Annotated in this window: 22 protein-coding genes and 1 pseudogene; 10 read left to right on the top strand and 13 right to left on the bottom strand. The window is 36.2% G+C overall.

What is annotated here, in order from left to right; translation table 11 throughout:
* Positions 1–27: 27 nt before the first annotated feature.
* Positions 28–420, bottom strand: a complete 393-nt coding sequence (gene tssD, locus ABD940_RS07085; protein ID WP_345201537.1) for a type VI secretion system tube protein TssD — start codon at positions 418–420, stop codon at positions 28–30.
* A 1009-nt stretch (positions 421–1429) separates the two neighbouring features.
* Here tssD and ABD940_RS07080 point away from each other — a divergent pair.
* The 4 genes from ABD940_RS07080 to ABD940_RS07065 all read left to right on the top strand — a co-directional run bounded on the left by ABD940_RS07080 (position 1430) and on the right by ABD940_RS07065 (position 4586).
* Positions 1430–2221 carry an SDR family oxidoreductase gene (locus tag ABD940_RS07080; protein WP_345201535.1) on the top strand — a complete coding sequence of 264 codons (792 nt, stop codon included), beginning with the start codon at positions 1430–1432 and terminating at the stop codon, positions 2219–2221.
* 67 nt (positions 2222–2288) lie between these two features.
* The gene (locus ABD940_RS07075) at positions 2289–2690 is read left to right on the top strand and encodes a GlcG/HbpS family heme-binding protein (protein ID WP_345201532.1); all 402 of its coding nucleotides are present in this window, start codon (positions 2289–2291) and stop codon (positions 2688–2690) included.
* Positions 2691–2709: 19 nt separating this feature from the next.
* A complete protein-coding gene (locus ABD940_RS07070) occupies positions 2710–3513 on the top strand; it encodes a helix-turn-helix domain-containing protein (RefSeq protein ID WP_345201530.1) in 804 nt (267 codons plus the stop codon).
* Between the two features lie 23 nt (positions 3514–3536).
* A complete protein-coding gene (locus tag ABD940_RS07065) occupies positions 3537–4586 on the top strand; it encodes a TMEM175 family protein (protein ID WP_345201527.1) in 1050 nt (349 codons plus the stop codon).
* A gap of 607 nt (positions 4587–5193) precedes the next feature.
* Here ABD940_RS07065 and ABD940_RS07060 read toward each other — a convergent pair.
* The 10 genes and pseudogenes from ABD940_RS07060 to ABD940_RS07015 form a co-directional block, all read right to left on the bottom strand.
* Positions 5194–6000: pseudogene (locus ABD940_RS07060) on the bottom strand (PRTRC system ThiF family protein).
* Positions 5997–6719 (bottom strand): PRTRC system protein B, encoded by a 723-nt coding sequence (locus ABD940_RS07055; protein WP_345201525.1) that lies wholly within the window; start codon positions 6717–6719, stop codon positions 5997–5999. Before ABD940_RS07055 ends, ABD940_RS07060 begins: the two are co-directional and overlap by 4 nt.
* Positions 6697–7896, bottom strand: a complete 1200-nt coding sequence (locus tag ABD940_RS07050) for a hypothetical protein (RefSeq protein WP_345201523.1) — start codon at positions 7894–7896, stop codon at positions 6697–6699. The genes ABD940_RS07055 and ABD940_RS07050 overlap by 23 nt, the downstream gene beginning before the upstream one ends.
* 17 nt (positions 7897–7913) lie before the next feature.
* A complete protein-coding gene (locus tag ABD940_RS07045) occupies positions 7914–8132 on the bottom strand; it encodes a PRTRC system protein C (RefSeq protein ID WP_345201520.1) in 219 nt (72 codons plus the stop codon).
* A 20-nt stretch (positions 8133–8152) separates the two neighbouring features.
* On the bottom strand, positions 8153–8680 hold the full coding sequence (locus ABD940_RS07040) for a PRTRC system protein E (RefSeq protein ID WP_345201518.1): 528 nt from the start codon (positions 8678–8680) through the stop codon (positions 8153–8155).
* A gap of 31 nt (positions 8681–8711) precedes the next feature.
* The gene (locus tag ABD940_RS07035) at positions 8712–9152 is read right to left on the bottom strand and encodes a hypothetical protein (protein ID WP_345201516.1); all 441 of its coding nucleotides are present in this window, start codon (positions 9150–9152) and stop codon (positions 8712–8714) included.
* Positions 9153–9184: 32 nt separating this feature from the next.
* A complete protein-coding gene (locus tag ABD940_RS07030; RefSeq protein WP_345201515.1) occupies positions 9185–9661 on the bottom strand; it encodes a hypothetical protein in 477 nt (158 codons plus the stop codon).
* Between the two features lie 32 nt (positions 9662–9693).
* Positions 9694–10083 carry a hypothetical protein gene (locus tag ABD940_RS07025; protein ID WP_345201513.1) on the bottom strand — a complete coding sequence of 130 codons (390 nt, stop codon included), beginning with the start codon at positions 10081–10083 and terminating at the stop codon, positions 9694–9696.
* Between the two features lie 180 nt (positions 10084–10263).
* A complete protein-coding gene (locus ABD940_RS07020; RefSeq protein WP_345201510.1) occupies positions 10264–11337 on the bottom strand; it encodes a DUF932 domain-containing protein in 1074 nt (357 codons plus the stop codon).
* Between the two features lie 50 nt (positions 11338–11387).
* Positions 11388–11780 (bottom strand): single-stranded DNA-binding protein, encoded by a 393-nt coding sequence (locus ABD940_RS07015; RefSeq protein ID WP_345201507.1) that lies wholly within the window; start codon positions 11778–11780, stop codon positions 11388–11390.
* Between the two features lie 601 nt (positions 11781–12381).
* Between ABD940_RS07015 and ABD940_RS07010 the strand changes: the two genes are divergently transcribed.
* From ABD940_RS07010 to ABD940_RS06995, 4 genes are all read left to right on the top strand, one after another.
* Positions 12382–12777, top strand: a complete 396-nt coding sequence (locus ABD940_RS07010; RefSeq protein ID WP_345201505.1) for a hypothetical protein — start codon at positions 12382–12384, stop codon at positions 12775–12777.
* Between the two features lie 75 nt (positions 12778–12852).
* Positions 12853–14730 (top strand): hypothetical protein, encoded by a 1878-nt coding sequence (locus ABD940_RS07005; protein WP_345201502.1) that lies wholly within the window; start codon positions 12853–12855, stop codon positions 14728–14730.
* A 16-nt stretch (positions 14731–14746) separates the two neighbouring features.
* Complete coding sequence (locus ABD940_RS07000; protein WP_345201499.1) at positions 14747–15769, top strand: hypothetical protein; 1023 nt, start codon at positions 14747–14749, stop codon at positions 15767–15769.
* Between the two features lie 2 nt (positions 15770–15771).
* A complete protein-coding gene (locus tag ABD940_RS06995) occupies positions 15772–16512 on the top strand; it encodes a hypothetical protein (protein WP_345201497.1) in 741 nt (246 codons plus the stop codon).
* A 484-nt stretch (positions 16513–16996) separates the two neighbouring features.
* On the opposite strand, the gene ABD940_RS06985 is transcribed toward ABD940_RS06995, so the two are convergent.
* Positions 16997–17173: a histone H1 gene (locus ABD940_RS06985; protein ID WP_345201492.1), complete on the bottom strand. Its 177-nt coding sequence runs from the start codon at positions 17171–17173 to the stop codon at positions 16997–16999.
* Positions 17174–17824: 651 nt separating this feature from the next.
* Here ABD940_RS06985 and ABD940_RS06980 point away from each other — a divergent pair.
* Complete coding sequence (locus tag ABD940_RS06980; protein WP_345201489.1) at positions 17825–18418, top strand: hypothetical protein; 594 nt, start codon at positions 17825–17827, stop codon at positions 18416–18418.
* A 107-nt stretch (positions 18419–18525) separates the two neighbouring features.
* Complete coding sequence (locus tag ABD940_RS06975; RefSeq protein ID WP_345201487.1) at positions 18526–18855, top strand: DUF4844 domain-containing protein; 330 nt, start codon at positions 18526–18528, stop codon at positions 18853–18855.
* Between the two features lie 287 nt (positions 18856–19142).
* Here the strand turns inward: ABD940_RS06975 and ABD940_RS06970 are convergent, their stop codons facing one another.
* Positions 19143–20540, bottom strand: coding sequence for an MFS transporter (locus ABD940_RS06970; protein ID WP_345201485.1), 1398 nt, complete (start codon positions 20538–20540; stop codon positions 19143–19145).
* Positions 20541–20567: the final 27 nt, after the last annotated feature.

Genomic DNA, 20567 nt, shown 5'->3' with positions numbered 1-20567 from the left:
TTAAGTAGAATATGTGATAGCAAGAGATTACTTTTCCCTCCAGTTTTTCTCGTGGGTAGCCCCATTTACATCAAATGACTTGGCAATCAACTGCAGTTTAATCTGTAAAGGTTCGGCATTTGAGGAATTGAAATGTTCGTTGAAATTGATGCAGTAGGCTTTCTGAAAATTAAGTTCCTGAAGCTTACTCATGGCGTCTCTTCGATAAAAGACGATTTTGCCGTCCTTGGTCTTATTGTGATCGAGCATCCAGGCTAGGAATTCTGAATTTCCGGTGCTCTCCAAACGGATATGTATTTGTCCGCCCTGTGGCATTCCCTGTGGTTTTCCTGTACCGTCAATGGGTTGGTTGAAACTGTATTCGCATTCCAATACGTTATAGGAATTTCCGTCTAATTCTAATTTGGCTAAAAATGACATGTGTTTTTTATTTTGTGAGCGTTAATGTTAATCGAAATAGGTGCACGGGTATAACCCATTTTCTATAAAATGGATGATAATTTATTGATGTGCTAAATTTTTACCGGGCTGGGCAGAGGAGTGTTGTCTTCATGATTTGTGTATTTGGTTTTGTCAAATGTATGTCATTTTTTAATACAAAAATACCCCTGTAATGAAATCTGCAAGGGTAAAGTGTTTATATTTAACATAATAGAGAAAGGAATTCCCTGTTAATCGCCTTTTGGTGATTTAAAAAAAATGAAAAAAAATTGAAATTTATTTATTTCTATCCCATCCAAATCAGTTTTTTCGAAATTTTTCGATCCCTTTCTAAGCTTAAAAGCATCAGGTTTTTGTTAATAAAAGAGTTGGAACGTTTAATTTGTTTCGTTTGATTTTCATCCACAAAGAAGATGGATATTTTAAATATCCACCTGCGAACTACAACTGTTTTCTGTGATATTTTATGAACGTAGTGAAAAATATTACTAAATATTGTTGCGCCTTATTTTTGCGCAAAGATGTTCACGTTACAGCCATCATTCAATAATATTATGCATTCATTTCGAAGCCTTGCTATTGTAGGATAAGTTAAGTTTATTGAAAGCAAACCCAAAGCTTTTTATGTTTCGTAAAACCTACAAACGTCATTCCTGTATTTCACGAACATATTGTATAAATTAAGCGTTAAAACCATTAACGCCAATTTAATTGTTAGTTCAATAAAATTTAAATTTTATTGAGAAATAATGATTGGGCACATATTTAAAGCTTTCGCTATCTCGTCTGCGATTCAATCTTTTCTACTATACGCTCTAGTCGATGTGCCAATAGCCGTTCGGTACCCTTTTCATATTGCTAAAGCCCTTTCAAGGCAAATACAAACACATAATGAACTTTAAGGCAATACAAAATTGAATTTTACAGCAATAAAATTAATTGGTAGTTAAATTATTTTTGCTATATAAATATTTAAATAATAAAAGATATGAGCAAGACAATTTTAATTACAGGGGCTGCAAGTGGTTTCGGAAAAATCGCTGCATTTGATTTAGCCAAAAAAGGACATAAAGTAATTGCCACTGCACAAGTTTATCCGCAAATGAGTGATTTGATTAGAGAAGCAAAAGAACAGGGAATTGAACTTACTGTTGATAAACTCGATGTAACAAATCCAACCGACATTGCTTACATCACGCAGAAATACGACATCGATATTTTAATCAGCAATGCTGGAATAATGGAAGGCGGACCGATTGCTGAGCAACCCTTAAATTTAATCCGTTCGATGTTTGACGTGAATGTTTTCGGTGCTTTAGAATTGGCGCAAGGTTTCATCAAGAAATTTATCGAGCAAAAAAAACCGGCCAAAATCGTATTCACTACTTCGATGGGCGAACTGTGGACAGTTCCTTATGTTGCCGCCTATTGTGCATCTAAGCACGCAATGGGTTCAATTGCAGAAGGTTTGAAAACTGAATTGGCATCTTTCAATATCAAAATTGCAACTTGTAATCCCGGGATTTTCGGGACTGGTTTCAATGACCGTGGTGTGGATACCATTAGCCGCTGGTACAACCCTGAAAACAATTTCACACCTCCATCGGCTTTCGATGGAACTACCGAATCTCTGGCTCACCAACTAGATCCGCAATCTATGGCAGAATGTATTGTTGATGTTGCTTTGGACGATAATTCAAATTTCAGAAATGTACATCCGAAGGATACCGAAGATTTTGTAAAACAACTGCAAGCAGATGCTTGGACAGCAAAAAGTTAAATTTAATTAGAAAGCAGAGATGAAAATCTATGCTTTTATTTATCACTAATTAAAATTTAAAAATAAAATGAACATAACTTATAAAGAAGCTACAAAAGCATTGAACGCTTCAATAGAAAAAGCAAACGAACTGAATATTTCCGTAAGCCTTGCAATTGTAGATACAGGTGGACATTTGGTTGCTTTTGCAAGATTGGACAGTGTTTTTGGCGTGATAGAATTTACCGTAAAAAAAGCAAGGACGGCCGTGATGTTTGGCATAGATAGTGATATGATGGGAACAATCGTTTTGGGTGCAGAAATACACGGATATGGAATGTTGAATTCAAATGGCGGATTACTGACCATTGCTGGTGGCGTTGTTCTCAAAAACAAAGAAGGCAATATCATTGGTGCCATTGCATCTTCCGGTGGTTCGCCAGAGCAGGATAGAGAAATTGCAAGTGCTGGAACTGCTGTGCTCAATTAAAATTTAAGATATTTGTATTATGGAGGCAAAGCGTGAAATAATTTTCGATAAGTTGGTATATTCCTGCGCATTTGAAATGCATAGAGGATATGAAGAATTTATTCCTGAACATTTTTTAGGGTTTCAGCTTTCGGGCGAAACCCACGCTTTTCATTCAGAAGGAAATACTATTATTCCTGAAAATACAATCGTATTTGTAAAAAAAAACCAACTGATAAAGACCATTAAATATCCATCAAAATCAGGAAAATATCAATTTATTTCAATTACGCTGGACAAAGAAATTTTGCAACAGTATGCTTTGGAAAATAAGATTGCAGGAGAAAATCTTTATAAAAGTAAACATAAGTTGTTTTTTGAGCCTGATGATTTTCTTACATCTTATTTTCTTTCGCTCAGTCCTTACATCAACAAGAAAAAGGAGGCAACCCCAAAATTGGCTAATTTAAAAATCAGGGAAGTAATAGAATTATTGTTACAAAGTAACCCGGATTTTAAACAAATCTTATTCGATTTCTCGGAACCATATAAAATAGATTTGGAAGAATTTATGAACCAGAACTATATGTTCAATGTTCCCATTGCCTCTTTTGCACGTCTTACAGGGCGAAGTCTTTCTGGATTTAGGAGAGATTTTATTAAAACATTCGATACAACACCGCAACAATGGTTGCTTTCAAAACGCTTGGATGAGGCACATTATTTAATCAAGCATAAAAAACAAAAGCCAGTTGACTTTTATTTGGATTTAGGTTTTGAGAACTTATCACATTTTTATTCTTCGTTCAAACAAAAATTTGGTTTGACGACTTCGGAAATATAAATTAATCGCAATAAATATTACAAATGAAAAAAGAGCGATTCGATGCGATTACAGATGCTATTTTGGCCATAATCATTACTTTGATGATTTTGGAAATTAAAATCCCTGAATTGGGGGTGAATAAATTGGCGAGCATTTTTTATCAAATTGCTGTTTATGCCATGAGTTTTGTTACCATTGCAATTGTTTGGCTCAATCATCATCGCATTTCTTCGCAAAAGGAACGAATTGACATCAATTCTGTTTGGTTGAACTTTGGAATGCTATTCGTTATTTCATTTATCCTAAGTGCGACTGCGCATTTGAGCCAGTCGTTTTTTGAAATTGCAAAACATATATTTTACGGGACTATTACCACTTTAGTCGTTTTCTTTTATGCCGTTTTTCAACATAATATTACAAAATCAGACAACAGCAAAGGGGTAAAACTTGATAGAAAAATGAGTTGGTCTGCGATGATAATTTATGCTTTAAGTATTCCTTTAAGTTTTGTTAGTATATATGTATCTGGTTTTATTTTTTCATTAATTCCAATCATCTATTTTTTTACAAACCAAAAATTAACCATCATAAAAACAGCCTATGATTTTTATTCAAGCAACACAAAATTGGGCGAAAGGCGATATTATCCAAGGAAATGTATGATTGGGATTGCCATTTTCATTATTTTACCTATTTGCGTATTCCTGTTTAAAAATGGCCATTCACTTCAAAAAGGAATGGTAATCCCTCTTTTTTTACTTTTCCTAATGAACATCGGTTACGGAGGATATTTACTATCTTCCAAATCGAAATACGTTGAAAATATGGAAAATCAGTTTCAATTAGACGCTCAAAGGACAGTCAAAAATGAAGTAATTACAATCAAAACGGACGATAAGAGCTATACATTGACAAAGTATGTTTGGACGGGTTTGATTATTATTTCACTTGTTTGTTTTTTCATTATCAACAAAGAGTATTACCAAGGATTATCGCTAGGGTTTGCAATAATGTTTTTGGGAATGTTGCTGATTGATACTTTTTTGCATCAACGATTAAAACTTTATCTTACGGCTTTATACGAGATTTGAAATTGACAAGAAACAATTATTTAAAAAGTATTTAAATTGAACAATTCGTAGAGGATCTCCCACCTTACAACAGATTTCTAATATGCTTTGTATTTTTAGACTTAAAAATCAGAAAATTAACCCATTAAGACATTGCTCATATACGGATGTGTGTAAATTATTGTGATCGGAAAATTAAAATGGAGGATGAGGATCCGATCACAGGTATCATTCTTTGCTAGGAAGAAAACCGTACCGTTATAGAATTTAAACTGCTCGAAAGAAATGAGCAAATATTTGCCAAAGCGTACAGAGAGCCGTTCTGTAAACAAAAGAAGCACTTAAAAAACGATTGGAATAATTTTATATAGATATAACCATTTATTACGTGCTATGTTCTTTTGCTTCTTTTCTTTGGTTGCTTAAGTGGAAAGGAAAGAAGTTCATACAAATATAATCAGGGATTTTGGAATATCCCACAAACAACAGGCAACTGTATTCAGTGATATTTGTTGAACGTAGTAAGAAATATTACTGAATGTTGTTGCGCCATATTTTTGCGCAAAGACATTCACGGAACGAATGGAGTGGTTGTCTTTGCGCCGTCCGCTTTTAAGCGGGTGGTCTTTTAGATTTTCAGCGGTTGTGAACGAAAATCCTTTAGGTTTATAAAAATTCCCCTGTTTTCAGTCATTCCGTTTCGAAACAAGTTCTATAATAAGGAGCATCCCATGTCCGCCAATACGGAATTGATATATAAGTCCTGTTTTTCCAATGCTTCTGCTAAGGAACAACTAGGTGTATCGTCCTCAAATTCGGATTGTTTCAGCAAGTCGCCAAACTCATCGGTCACAAAAGGCAGGTTGGAAATGGGCTCATATATTTAGGAATTTGGCTGTTTTACATTTCCGATAGTGGCAAGGATGACCTGTCCTGTAAATTTGCCGTTCCCAAAATCCATCCAGTATTTTGCGGTATTCCTGTAAGCGTAGCTACAATCGATTTCCTGAAGAATTTCGGCAATCTCAAAACGGGTTTTTACGGTATCAACACAGGAAATATAGATATTTGCCTGTGCGTGTTCAGGTAACTTGTCAAAGCTATTTCGCTGAAACTTTACCGTTTCGGCTTTCCAGTTTGTTCCTGCCCACCTGTTGGCTCGGTTGATAAGTGCCACCGACTTATATAATCCAACCTCACACTCCGCAAATTTCTGTCTGCCAAGGTTGGCATTGGTTATGACATCATCATCCCATAACCTTACGGAAATTCCTGGATGCACCAATTCATTGAGCGAGTGGTTAAGTTCCAATAGTGCATTCAATACCTTTGAGCCTGTACCCCCTGCACCAATAAGATTGATTTCAACGGGATTGGTCGGACTAATCAAATAATTGTCTGTAAAGTGTACGCTGATTTTTGGATTTGTTGTCATTTCAATAGGTTTTTAAGTGTTAAACCGGTTTCTTTTAAACTGTCTTTAGGGAAATTTTCATTGTTTTCCATGAGGTTTTTCCAAAGACTGACCAGATTTCCCTTGATTGGGTTGTGGCTGTGCATGAGGTGGCTGAAATAGGAATTGAAAAAATACTCCTGCCAAAGATTTGTGAACGCTTCGAGTGAACTGGTCTTTTTGATGTTGATATCCACCGTTCCCATACAGACGCTGCCGCTGCTGTGTATGTTGAAGAAAGGGGCGTGGCAAAGTTTTGTTTTTTCCGTTGGTCTTCTGTCCGTCTTTATTGCAAATACTGAAATCCTGTTGCGGTCTGCTATCCATAAAAGGGTGGGGATATGCGCCTTTCCATTGGGGATTCCCAAGTTTTCTACAAAATACAAATCCCTGTACTGCGCCTTACTGTACCATATTACCTGACCATTGTGGGTAGGGTCTACCTTTAGGATATGCGTACCGATGACTCCCGTAGATTTTAAAAATGGCTTCTTGTCATCGCTCTCAATTCTCAGGGATTTTGCCAATTGCTGGGCTTCACGAACGGTCAGGGGATGGGCATTAATCAAACTGCCATTTCTGTCCATATCGAATGATTCCACATAACAGTCAGGGTTGCTTTGTTCCGTCTGATAAAATATCAGGGCTGATTTAGGATGGTAAAGTGTTCCCAAACTTTTATTGAGGTTTTTGTGTTCCATTTCTTTGTTTTTTATAGGTGTTCAGTAGGTAAACCAATTCATCAAGCAATTTGAACAGGGTGGTTTCAAAGATGAGTGTGCCATGTTCATGTTCAACCTTTTTTTTGCCATCAAAGCGTTTTGTGATTTCGGGTTCATCAATGTCCCCATACTCCCCAAACTCATTGTTGACGGACTGTTCAATGTGTTCGGCAAGCCATCCCTCATTATCTGCCCAAAAAGAAATATACTTTTCCATCGAAATACTTTCATGCTCGTCATAATCTTCTGATTCGTAGTCGGTGATTTTAGTATTTCGGAAAATATTTTCATCGGGATATTGCTGATATAGTTTGAAGAACTGCAGGACAATTTTTTGACAATCAGCATCAAAATCATTTATTGCGCTAAATCTGTTCAAACGCTCCCCAAACTGAGAAAGGGTCTTTAGGTTATATATTTTTTGCTCGATCCTGTCTCCAACCCAATCAGATAGTCTCAATTCAGCCTTATCGCTTTTGGTATCTTCCTCTTCATCATCCTGTTCCACCCAATCTTTCATCATTTGATACTGCCAAAAAAGATAGCTGTCTTCCTGTCTGTAATAAGGGACATTTGCAATGTGGTACAGGTAACTGCACACCGAAAGGAGCAATTGAGCCGTCTGTTTGCGCTTTTTGTCCTTAAGCATCAAAAAAATGGGATATAGGGGAATATAATACAGGGATGAGCCAATCTTACAATGTTCGTTAGTGATGAGAAAAGATTTTTTATTTTCTTTTATCCAATGTATTTCATCAAAACAAGGTATTGAATTCTTTAATCTTCTTTCGGCATCCCATAATGATAGGGCAACGTTATAAGGATATGCAAATTGTCGGGTTTCCAATATTTCAATACCATAATGTGCTGAAAGACTGGAAAGGGAGGTATAAAACTCCCGTTCCATTTTTGGACTGTATTGTACGGTGTCCTCCCTTTCCTCCTCCTTTATCTTTGGAAGAAATTTGGTTCTCAAAAAGGCATTGGGAGCATGGCTATGGGTACGGATTTCCGTTTGTCCTTTCTGATTTCCTGTGCATCTTTTGTCCTCTGCATCCATTTGGCGAATTCGTGCAGTTGTCGGTTGAGTTGCTTTTGCTGTTTTTCTTCGGGTATTCTGATTGTTCCCGATATGATAGGTTGTTGCATGATTCATGATTTTGATTTTTGGGTTTAACCTTTTGTACCCATAACACTTTCAAAGTGATATTGTACGGAATCGTCTTTTATCTTTGGTGGGGATATTTTGGCGGTGGTCAGAATGGGGTAGGTGTTGGCATAGAAATTCAATACCGCCTCAACGCTCCATTTTGGTTCGGGGTCTGAAAGTCGGATTTCATGACCTTTTTCATTGAGTATAAATACTCTTTCCAATTGCGTAGCTAATAACATGATAATAGATTTTTAATGGGTTAATCAATAGGTTCTCCGAATAAACTCGGTGCGAGGAATTTCTCAAGTTCGGTCATCCGTTTGCGTATGGCTTCGGCTTGTTCAGGAAAGTCCGCTATTTTTGGGAGTGCCGTCCAAGATTCCTTATAATTTTTGTCTTGTTCCAACTTTTCCGATTTCTGCATGGCATCGTTGTATTTTTTGAGCTTACCCTCATTTTCCTTTTTCTGTAGTTCCGCTTTCTGTTTCTCCATAGCGGATTGCTTTTGGGATTCCTCCAACTGCTTCATAAAACTTTCCATGTTGACCATAAGTCCCGAAACCTGTTGGATGGGTGCTGTTATCTTTTCGAAAAAATCGCTGTCCAGTTCTTCAGGAGTTCCCCGTACGATTAATGGTGCAATAATATTTTTTGCGCTGTCTCCACAGCTTTCATTTAGTAGCAGTACGGATACAATCCAATTGGTTTCTGCACCCTTTGCGATGGTGATTTGTAAATCTCCGTTAACACCCATTTGGGCTATCTGATTGAAAAAATTTGCGCTCATAATATTCTTATTTATTTTTTTTTAATCTCGTCTACTTTTCCCAAATTTTATCGATGGTGTGACCTGCTTCCTCGAAAATATAATTGAGGTATTCCGCTACGGTTTCCTTATCGTAGTTGTCTGACTTTTCCGCTTCGATAAAATAATTGTTGGTTTCGATGAGCCATTTACAGACGGCAATTGCTTCCCTTGCTTCTTCAAGCGTAGGGCATCCCGATAATTTGAATGAAAATTCGCCATGTGTGAGCCAAAAAAAGTTTTTGCTCAATTTTGTGGCGGTGATTGGGCGTTTCCAATCGGGAACCTCTTTCAATCCATCGGGGTCGTTGTTCATATAGTCCGCATCCTTTTGCAAGGCATACCAAGGATTGAATTTTGGGCAGTCGTCTGCGCCAAATTCATCTGTTAGCTGTCTGTTCAGTTCCTTAATAAATTCGTCGTCCTGATATTCTTTTTTGAGAACGACGGTCATATATCTTCCCATGTTTGTCGTATCTGATTAATTTAATTAGTGATGGTGTCATTCAATTCTAGGTCTTGCATTTTCTGAATGACCTCATCAATTGAAAATTCAGCCGTCCAAAATTCTTCTCCCGTGTGTTTTCCATAACTTCTATAGACGGCATAACCCCCTGCTTTTACGATAAGCTCATGACTGGTAAGGCTGTTTTCAGGTGACGAAAGTGCATCAAGCTCTGTTTGTGATATGCTTAAGAACGACCATTGTTTCTCATCCCGAAAGGTTGCTGAATCGGGCATGATTTCGTTATCATCCTTATAAAATTCAGCACTGTTATCAGCGTAATCCATCGAGAAAAGGCTGTAATCTTTTTCAAAAGAGAGCATGATATTCATGCGGTCTTGTAACAGGCTTTTCCAGTTTTGATTAACTTGGATGATGGCAAAGTCACAATCATCCCATTCGCTATTGGTTTTGGCATTGATGATGATATAATCTGTTGCTGTATCTGATAGTTTCATGTTGTAGTATTTTTATAGGTTACAGATTAGCGTTAGCCATGACTGGTATTATTTACTATTGCTAAAATCAAAGGTTCGTCTCCGAAAAAGAAGTGTATTCCTTGTCTTAATTTAGTATTGCATTGCTCTTTTGAACTATACTCGACAATGCAATAGATGGAAAACAAAGCATCGTAACTGTCAAATAATTGATCCGCAAACCAACTGTGATTCTTATACAGCCTGTTACCACATTTTTTAATTGCCCTGTCAATGTTGTTGACCAACGTGAACCAAAATTGTGCTGTGACCAACGTTCCTTTCCAATTAGCTTTTATCTCGGCTTCATTGTCTAAAAAGTTTTTCGTTTCCTGTTCCATAAACAGAATGATGCTTGGGAGTTCTTCGGGCAGTAAGTCCGCCAATAGTCTCCCTTTTTCCACGTTGTTAAGTTTTTCCAATGCTTTCATGATGTTGTATTTTGAGGTTAAACTGATTTAAACTTTGTCTTTTTTATTTTTGTGATGGCAGATTCGGGACATTTTTCAATGACCATGACCTGTTTTTTTGCTCCCTTTTTTCCCAATAAGGCAACTACATTACAGGCAGTTGCCTTTGGTTGGTTAATTAAGACTGAAAATTTCTGCTCCCGAAGTGGAAAAGGCTGTACAGAGTTCAAATGCTTTCTGCGCTTTTAGCTGTGCCGTTCCGCCCATGATGATGGATTGAAGCTTAGCTTCATTATCCTTGTATGAGCGCACATTCTGAAAATATCCCGTAACCGCATTGTAAGCACCGAACAATGTTCCCTTAGTGGTTTCCATCATTTGGGTATCGCTCATCATGGCGTAGGCAAAGGCATCTTCGACCGTGTTTTTGAATACTGTGGAGATTTCATCATCATTACCGTTCTGTAGGTGCTTTAGGGTTTCCTTGTTGGGGCAAAGTGCCAACTGAATCAGTTTCTTAACCTCAACGTCATTGACCTTAACCTTTGCCCATTGGTTGAATATTCCCTCCATTTCGGTACTCATGCGGTTGGCTAGTCCCATGACCTTGTGGGCGTCTTCCAATCGCTGTTTAGCACCCGATGTATGGCGTATTCTCACTACGTTGCTCATATTGCGAAGCGATGCATTGAGCGTATTTTGGCAAACGATGCGAATAGGGGTAAATGCTGCCGTAATGCTACCGCTACCATCGTGTGAGGTGGTCAGGAAGATGTACTTTTCCACTACATCGTCACCGTTACCGACACGGATATAATCGGGAAGTTTTGCGGTTATAAAAATACGCTCTCCATTACCCAATGCTCCTGCATTCTCGTACAGGATTCCATCTCCACCGCCTACAATTGCATCAAAGAAAGAAAAGGCTTCACGGTTTTGTACAATGTGATAATCCGAGCCCACCGTAGCAAATGCCTGTTTGGTATCGCTTCGATAAGTGCCGAAACGGTCAGGAATGATCATGTCCTCGCCCTCGATAATCTCCCCATTGTCGCCAATGGAAAGAGGTTCGCCCTTAATAAAGGCAGGCTTTTTGAGAACCTCGTAATCAAGTCCTGCGTATTTGATGGCTTCCTCGCTAGTGGGGTGCTGTTCGAGAATCTGCCCCAAGCCGTGCCATGCTTTTTCCTTAACGCTAAAAAATGAATACTTCCCTGTGTTGTCGTTGAAATTTAAATTATGTGCCATGATTAAAATATTTTAAGGTTTTGAATTATTTTGATTTTTATACCTAATGCTTAAAAGGGGAGGTCGTCATCTTCCTTTTCTTTTTCAGACTTTTTGCCTTTTGTCGTCTTTGTGGGTTCTTCGGCTTGTACTTTCTTAACACCTCCGTGCAGTTTGATTTCTGAGGTGTGAAAATTCAGTCCTGCGTGTGGCTCTCCGTCACCGCCTGTCCACGCCCTTGCGTACACTCTTCCCGTCAATTCAACCAATGTGCCTTTGGTCAGCGCCTTGGCAACGTTCATACTGATCCAGTAGGCGCAATCAAAGTAGGTGGTCTGCTCAACGCGTTCTCCCTGCTTGTTTTTGTAGCTGTCGTTGGTCGCCACTGAAAAATTAAGTACCTGCTTGTCCTGTGACACCGTGCGCACTTCCGCATCCCGTGTCAATCTTCCGATGATGTTCATAATCTTAAATTTTTGAGTTTGTTATAGGTGATTTTTTCGCTCTCCTGTCTTGATTTTTTTTCTGATTTATTCGGTAATGAGAGGAGGTGCTGTTTCTTTTCACTCTGTTATCATTTCTAATGCTGTTGTTTTCCATAGCTGACATTTTTTTTATTCGTCTAAAGAGCCGGAGTATGCTTTGTTTCTTTTCACGAGCATAAAAAGGTTAGTGTTTAGCAGGGGTAAGGTTTTGAGAAATAAATACGACCCGCATGGGTGGAGATTTTTTATCAAATCCTGCAAGGACCTGACCTTGCCCCTGCGTTAAGAACACGGAAATACCTTTGCTCTTGAACTGGAACAAAACAGCATACCGGTGATTGATAAAAAAAATGAGTGGAAGTCATGAAAACTGGCATTAAGGGAATGATCCAAAATGTGTTCAGATACATTGCATTTCGAACATCTGGATGATTTTTAAGGTTTTGTGCGTAGCATAATTTCTTGCCATAAGTGTTTCCTGGTTTGACGAAAATAATTTTTACTATGTTTTTGAAGTTGACTAATCTATTGTTTGGCAGATTATTTATTAAAGTGGTATATTGAAAAAAAAATACGCTCCATGACTACATCGCATACAGCTGAATATGCTGCTATTTTATCTACTTTTCTTTTTTTAATCAAGATTTACGAATTGGTGAGGGATAGGTTTCGAATTGATCCTTATCTTACAATTGATGGTCGTGAATCTGAAAAGGAAGTTGTGATTACTAATTTATCATCCAAAGCTATACACCTAAAATCTTTTGAAATGTTCTTGACATCAAAAAGATGGTTCGCAAAAAGAGATTTCATTCAACTGAACCATGATCAATTGGCAAGAATACAAATTAGTGCTTATGCAACAAAGGGTATTGATTTCAGTGAACAATATAACTTTGGCATGAAACCAAATAAGAACCTTTATTTTCAATTAAAGATAGCTGTTCAGGTGTTCCATTGTATAAAAAAGATATAGTAACAGTAGTTCTTTCTCAAACAAGTTTGATATTCTTAAATCTATTTTAACAAATCCTCAAAAACTAATCATCCAATGCAAATTCACTATTTATGGATCAATAAATCACATTATTTAAAAGATGCCAGCATAAACTTATCTTCCAGATTCATTTTTGAAATGGAGATATCAAATTCTGGTCAAGAAGATCAGCACAGAGTATTAACGATTTTCGAAAATCCCGATTATATTCCTGATTTTTTTGAAAAAAGTAACGTAAAGAATGTAACAGCTGTCATTGGAAAAAATGGAGCTGGAAAATCCAGTATCCTGAAGTACATGAGAGACCATTTGCCAGATGGAATTAATGCAGTTTTCCATGAAGATATTATTGCTTACGAGATGGAAGAAGGAAATGAGTCCGCATTTTATCTGCTGTATCCAGATGATCTTGGATTAATTATAAACGATGATACGAAATTATTTACGCCCCAACCCTTTGGTGATGTACCGATAGAATCCTTACGCTTTGCTGGAATCCCGTCTGTAGACTACATACATTATTCTTATTTTCTGGAATACAATGAAGACCTGAAAAACTATAGTGGGTTAATAAATATTTCCACCACCGCATATCTTGTGGCGGCAAGAACTCGAATAATAGAAGAAAATTTGCGCAATAAAGATGTACAATCACAATTATTGGCCAAAACCAGTGATCTACAAAATCTATATCTTGACGAGGTTGCACGGGCAATACAGTTTTTAGGTTCAGAGGACTCCAAGCGCCTTCCTTTTGAAAGACCTACAGAACTAACGGTAGAAATTAATTTGGATGATAGCATTTATTTTACGGAAGGCAATAATAAGGACTACGAAACAAATAATCTAGTTCAACTACTGCATAAAATGCACTATTCAGAAAGTGAAGAAGAAGCTTTAATTTCTAGATTGCTCATAGCTATCTTTATAAATTTTCAGATTGATGAAAAGAAGTATTCAGTAAATAATCCATCTACATATCAGGTTTCTCTAAAGGAAGGTGAATCCGTACGCAAATATTTATTGCGCTTTTTTAAAGAAATGAAAGATTACACAGTTCGTATAGAGAATGAAGCTGTTAAGATTACCCGTTATAAATTACTTAACGAGCATGTTCCTCAATTTATCGAATTTATGGAGGGTCTGATGAAGCAGAACATCATAAAAATATCCGGAGCTCGAGGCACGCAATTTAATTTACCGCTTACAGAGGAAACCGAAGAAATCTTTCAGCGCCTTAGGGATTATTATTTAAAGATAAAGGGCGTTAGTACGTTTTTTAATTTTCGATGGCGTTCACTCAGTACGGGGGAGCAGTCTTATCTCTCTTTCATGTCTCGCTTTTATCATATCAAGCATCATGAACATCATAAGCTACAAAGAAATCTGATAATTATGATTGATGAAGGTGATGCTTGCTATCATCCGGAATGGCAGAGGCGATTTTTCAATCTAACTCTTGATTACCTAAGCAGGTTATTTGCTGAGCATTCCATACAGTTAATTTTTACGGCAAATACGCCATTCTTGTCATCCGATCTTCCCAAATCGAATGTTTTATTTATTGAAAAAACAGGAAAGAGAACTTCTTTATACCATTCAAAAGACAATAATAGAACTGAAACTTTTGCTGCTAATATTCATACACTATATTCTGATTCGTTCTATATGGATGGGATCTTAATAGGGGAATTTGCGAAGAACAAATTAGATAAGATTATTAAATATCTTAACAATAAAAAGGTTACAAAGCGTAATGAGGATTATCTGAAAACCATTCGATTAATTGGAGAGCCGGTGCTCAGAAGAAAATTGCTAAATATGTGGTCGGAAAAGTTTGGACTAAATGAAGAGCGACTAAGGTTGGAGGAGCGTCTTGCTGAAATCAACAAACAAATCCAAGAAAATAATAACAGAACTGACAATGATTAAAAGCCCCTATAGCCTCATGGAGTTAGATGCGATAGCGCAGCTCTACTACAAAGATATTACATCAGCATTTGGTTTAAAAGCTCAACTATTGGCCGCACCTACTAACGACATGAAGCCTGTAATGAACTATATTCATACTCATTTGCGGGAAATTTTATTGGGTAAACCTGATAGATTAGAATTTCATGCTAGCGTAATTGATCCGTTGATTGATGCTGCTAAGGCGGCTTACCTTGTCAATAACCCTGTAATTACGGTCAAAGGCGTTCAACTTACCCCAGCTAAAATGACTACGTATATTAATAATTGGGCAAAAGACGCCATTAGATCAATTTTTAATTATGACACGGATAAAACGACTTCTTTTACCAGGAGAAATGGCGGGGCTTTAGCGTACCGTCATGCAAAACGTTTGGCTATTAGTTCTTGTCCTTATTGTAATGCGTTGTTTACATTTACTATTCGAAACAAACGAATAAAGACTCGTCCTGAATTTGATCATTTTCTAAACAAAGGAAGATATCCATATTTAGCGCTATCATTTTACAATCTGATTCCTTCCTGCTCCCTATGTAACTCAGGAACATTGAAAGGTCAAAAGAAATTTTCTATAACGACTCATCTTCATCCTTTTATTGATCATATCGAGGGCTTGTATGAGTTTAGGACAAAAGTTGATGCTGTAGATTTTCTTGTAAACGGTGATGACTTCACTTTGAAGCTGCAACCTTGTACGGGTGTAGGTAAGATAGCAAGAGCAAGGGCAGAAAAAAGTATTGGTGAATTTGCTATTGAAGATCGATATAGCTTTCATAAAGATTATGCAGGAGAAATTCTCACCAAGGCCTACGTTTACAATAATTCAACAATTGAAGCCTTGTTTACCTCATTTGATATTGGGGGGCACAATATTTTTAGTTCGCCGGCTGAAATAAAGGAATTAATTATGGGCAATGTTTTACATCCGGACCGTTTTCACAAAAGAATTTTATCTAAACTAACGAAAGATATAGCCGAAGAGTTTGGCTTAACGATATAACTATGGCTAATACAAATATTGATGCACAAAAGCTTGGATTAAATATAAATGAATTCGTAAAAGCACTGGAAGCGGTTACAGATATAATCTGGAAAAGTGAGAGATATCAGCAGGTGACCGATAGGTTTTATTATACAATATTTATGAAGATCCGAATGCTTTTAGATGGCATTTTTCTGCAGGTTTATAATTTAGACAATAAACCACACTACGGAATGGGCGTAGCGCTGCAGATGAGAACCGCTATGCTTGATTTACTGGGTTTATATTATGTTATAGATGAAATTGACGATGAAGAGGTGCAGTTAGAGCGTGTCTGTAGAATAATGGCAGACCATGTAAAGTACACATGGAATGAGTTTACTAAGGATGAAAAAGATCAGGTAAGAAAGGATTGGCCGGATCTATTTGATGTAGATGGAAACTTAAAAAAATTTAGTAATGTTACTACCAAAATATTTATGGCTGGAATCGTCAAACAAGGTAATACTATAAAAGAAGCTGAAATGATAAAGCCAATCTATGATTTCTTTTCAAAGCTTGAACACAATGGAGCATTTACTTTTCATTTGATCCATCAGGCTTATTCTCCCAGCAGAAATGAAAAGTTGAAGGGTTTGATCAAAGAAGCAATCGTCAACTGTGCTATTGCTTTAAAATTAATATGTTATCATTGGGTATTAACAGATGATCCACTTATCACAAAAATAGAAATAATCATTACAGACATTAAAAATTCATAGGTATATCGAGATCTGACCACAAGTAATCTAAACGTTCCAAGTAAAATTTTCGTATTATCTTTGTATAATGGATGAGCTTCAACGGAACTGCGATGAATATTAAGATCAATAATGAAATGCCCTCAAGAATAGCAATAATTCTAAGTCGTCCGATTTTAGTTTTAAATAAATTAATCATAATTATCTGAAATAAGGTCTGTTAGCTATGGGAGAGAACGGCTACGGAATGGCAATAAAAATAATCAGCAGAACAACGATGAAGTAAATCAACATTGTTTTAAAAAACCAACCAGCGAAAAGTGCAGTGTAGGAAAGTTAATGTCTTTTCCGGCGCGGAAAAGATTGAAATGATAAGCCCGCCCATAGGGGACGCCGTAAAAAGAAATGCAGCTTTTTTAGCGGAGAATCATTTGTAAAGTTATGCAACAAATTAACAGAACATGATGATATAAGAAACCCCAACCGGATGGCTGGGATTTTATTTTTATTTTTTTGTTTCTTCAACAGATACCTTACGGAATTCCTTGAATAGTTTGCTAAGTTCTAAAGCAGATTTTCTAGCTCTTGTACCGGCAGCCTTGTTACCTTTTTCAGTCTGTAGTGCTGCCTCATTAGAAAATGCTTCAAATTCAGCATTGATCTTTTCGATAAGTTCTTTCATAGTTTGATTATTTATTTTGAATTGCAAATATAACCGATGGGAGCGAGGTGACCTCATAAGTAGTAAACTTTTGAGATCTAATATGTAATTTAAGAAAGATTAAATGATCAAAATTGAGGGAATAAATCTCTGATATAGCGCATGGGAGAGAGAGGCTGCCTAAAATTCTTCAATTGATCGGAGTTTTTACGGAAATGCTATGGCAGTACTGCTAAATAAATAATTTTTCTAATTGTGACTTTTTGCTAATAAAATTAGTAAAACTTTCCGGGTCCCAACATTTCTTTATGAATATTTTTCATTATAAAAAACAAAACGTAAACGCATATCCGCAAAGATAAATATCAGATTTAAAATCACAATTTTTTTGCGTTAGCGATAAAAGCGGCATCCTTTTGCCCGGCAAAAGATATAGCGGAGAGCGCGACCGAGCGTGTGTGCGAAATCGGAACGCCCCGGTAAAACTAAATGCCGGTACTTAAAGTTCCTCTTTCTGATCATTAAAAAAACACAAACTTAGAAGTACTGTAATTTTAGAAGCTTAAATTATATATTTTCCGTAAAAAGCCTGATGCATAAATATTTTACAGAATTTAGAATTGTCCTATTTTTGTTTCTTCTTTAAAATCATCAAACCTGATAACCACTTAAATGAAAAAAAATCTGATTCTGTTATATGCCTTGTTAAGCCTGAGCCTATCAGCTCAATCTACTATGAAGGAAGATCTATCAAAATTATTCCTTGATTTAGATCTTGATCTAGCACCGAAATTGATGATCGCCAATTCCCTGTTGCAATTTGAATGGGGAGCCAATAGAGGACTAATGTGGACTAATGACTGTAAAACGGAGAGTAATGACACACATACATTTATTACTAAATTTGGTAAGCACCCCTTTATCGAATCAACCTTTAAAAAAGGAATATTAACAGTCACTCAGACCACTGAAGAGATGGAGACGGATGTTTTTTCGATCCATGAGAACTTTGAATTTGATAATCCTGATGATATGATCAATGAATACAACCGTTTACTGCCTGTTTTTGAAAAATTTGGATACCGTGTAAAAAATTCCATTGTTCAGAATGAAAATTTTGAAACGAAGTTTGAGAATACGGAAATATTGATCGGCAGTGAACAAAAAAAAGCAGAACTCACCATAAGCTATTCCATGCCACCAAAAAAGGGGAAAAATAAAAGTTATCATCTTATCATTCTATATGTCAATCAAGTGAAAGATTAAATTTCAGCACAAGCATTTACCTCATATAAATATTAGCTGTAGGGGTCTTTATATATTCCCTGATTATGCGTACTTTTTCCTGCTGTAAGAATAACGATGTAAAAACAATGGAAAAAATGCAACAGCTTGAAGCATTAAAGGCTGCACCAAAGTTTGTCCAGGAAGTTTTTTATATAGGTGTGGCTGATAAGCAGAATGAAAGAGTTCAATCCCAGCTTCTTGATGAAAGCATTGATAGATTTACCGAAAGGGTAACCAATAATTTTAGTGATAAACAGTACAGGGATTTAATGAAAAATGATCTGGACAGGTTCAACGATTATAACCTGGACACAGAGGACAGAGAATATATCTGTGGTTTTTATGAAAAAATCATGGATGCCATAGAACTAGAAAGCTCAGATGGCGTACTTAATAATTGGCTTTACGACTTCTAATATTAATCAGCAATCGAACAGCTATGCTTCAGTAATTTAGTCCAATGGAAAAACCAATACATATTTTAGATCAAATTGCCAATCAATGAAAGAGTGAGGAAGAGAATTTTTTTCTTGATACCGGATTTTCAGAAAAGTACATCAAAATAGAAATGCCAGTTGGTAAAAAATATGCATGGCAAGTAGAAGATCATAAAATTTCCAAAAGTAAAAATTAGAATCTTTATTTGAAGCAAATTATAGAAAAGATACAGAAGAAAATTTTGTCCCTTTGATGAACATGTATTCTAAACTTTTTTAAGAATCGATTTAGGTAGAAGGATTAAAATAAATAATACTAAAATTAGGCAAACGAAATGGATGCATGAAGAATATGCGAATGCTTGATAGAAATTGATCCATCCCAAATTTTGATCTATAATGTAATAGAATAGTCCTCCATTCAAGGCTATTCCGAGTGCGCCTGCTAATTGCTGTAACGTAGAATAAACTCCCGAAGCATTCCCTACCATATTTTCCGGAAGTCCTTTCATTGCTATATTAGCAAAAGCGGGTAAAACTAACGCAACACCACATCCATGAAACACCATTGTCATATAACTTTTCCAATCGATAATCGGATATTTGAATAGAATCAATTGGAAAATTAAAGCAGACATAATCAATAAAATTCCTATAATTAAAATGTTTTTGCCAAATTTCAAGATTATAGGTGCAGCAAATAAAGATGTTATAATAAATCCACTTCCTTGAAATATAACAAAATAGCCTGCCTGCATTGGGGATAAATTCAAACCTTCCTGTAAAAATAGTGCTAGTACAAAAAAATAAGCATCCAACATAAACATAAAAAGTATCACAGCTAAAACTGCCATGTTGAAGTTTTTAAATCTGAATAGTTTCAGATCAAGCAGCACTTTATTTTCATTTTGTCTTTGACTGAATAGAAAGTACATTATCAATAGAAGAGAAGCTACAAATGTGAAAATACAAACAGTAACAGATTGTTCATATCCTATAGTAATGGAAAATAGTAACAATATAAGTGAAAGACACAGAATAGAAGCACCTTTATAATCCATACTTAAAACTGAAGCATTGACAGAGTTTTTTAAAAATAGCTTGGCTAAGAAAAGATTGAGCAAGCAAATCGGGATATTAATCAAAAAAATATAACGCCACGATTGATTGATAATAAAAGGTTTTATTTCAACTAAAAAGCCACCCAGAAATTGACCCAACATTGTACCTATACCAATAGTGATCCCATACCATCCTAATGCATATGTTCTTTCTTTATCGCTGGGAAAGAGAATTTGGATATAGGATAAAACTTGCGGTGACATCAATCCAGCGCTTATTCCCTGAAAAAATCTTAATGCAATTAACTGTTTAGAAGAGCTGGCAAATCCACATCCTGCAGAAAATATCATAAATAATAGCAGTCCAATCATGAACAAATACTTTCTTCCATAATAATCTCCAGCACGACTACCAATAATAAGAAAAGATGCTAATCCAATCATGTAAATAGCTACAATTAATTGAGTTTCTGCGTTACTTGAAGCGAGTCCATCTTCGATAGAAGGAATAGCAATATTAACAATGAATATATCAACAATCGTTAATAAATGGGCTGTAAGGAGAACCAATAAGGCCATCCTTTGTAGATTAATAGTTTTCATTATATATAGAAAGGTCTATCTATTCAA

The sequence above is a fragment of the Chryseobacterium ginsengisoli genome, assembly GCF_039542325.1.
GTDB classification, from domain to species: Bacteria; Bacteroidota; Bacteroidia; order Flavobacteriales; family Weeksellaceae; genus Chryseobacterium; species Chryseobacterium ginsengisoli.
Note: the sequence above shows the minus strand (reverse complement) of the source record. Positions and strands in the feature narration are given on the sequence as shown.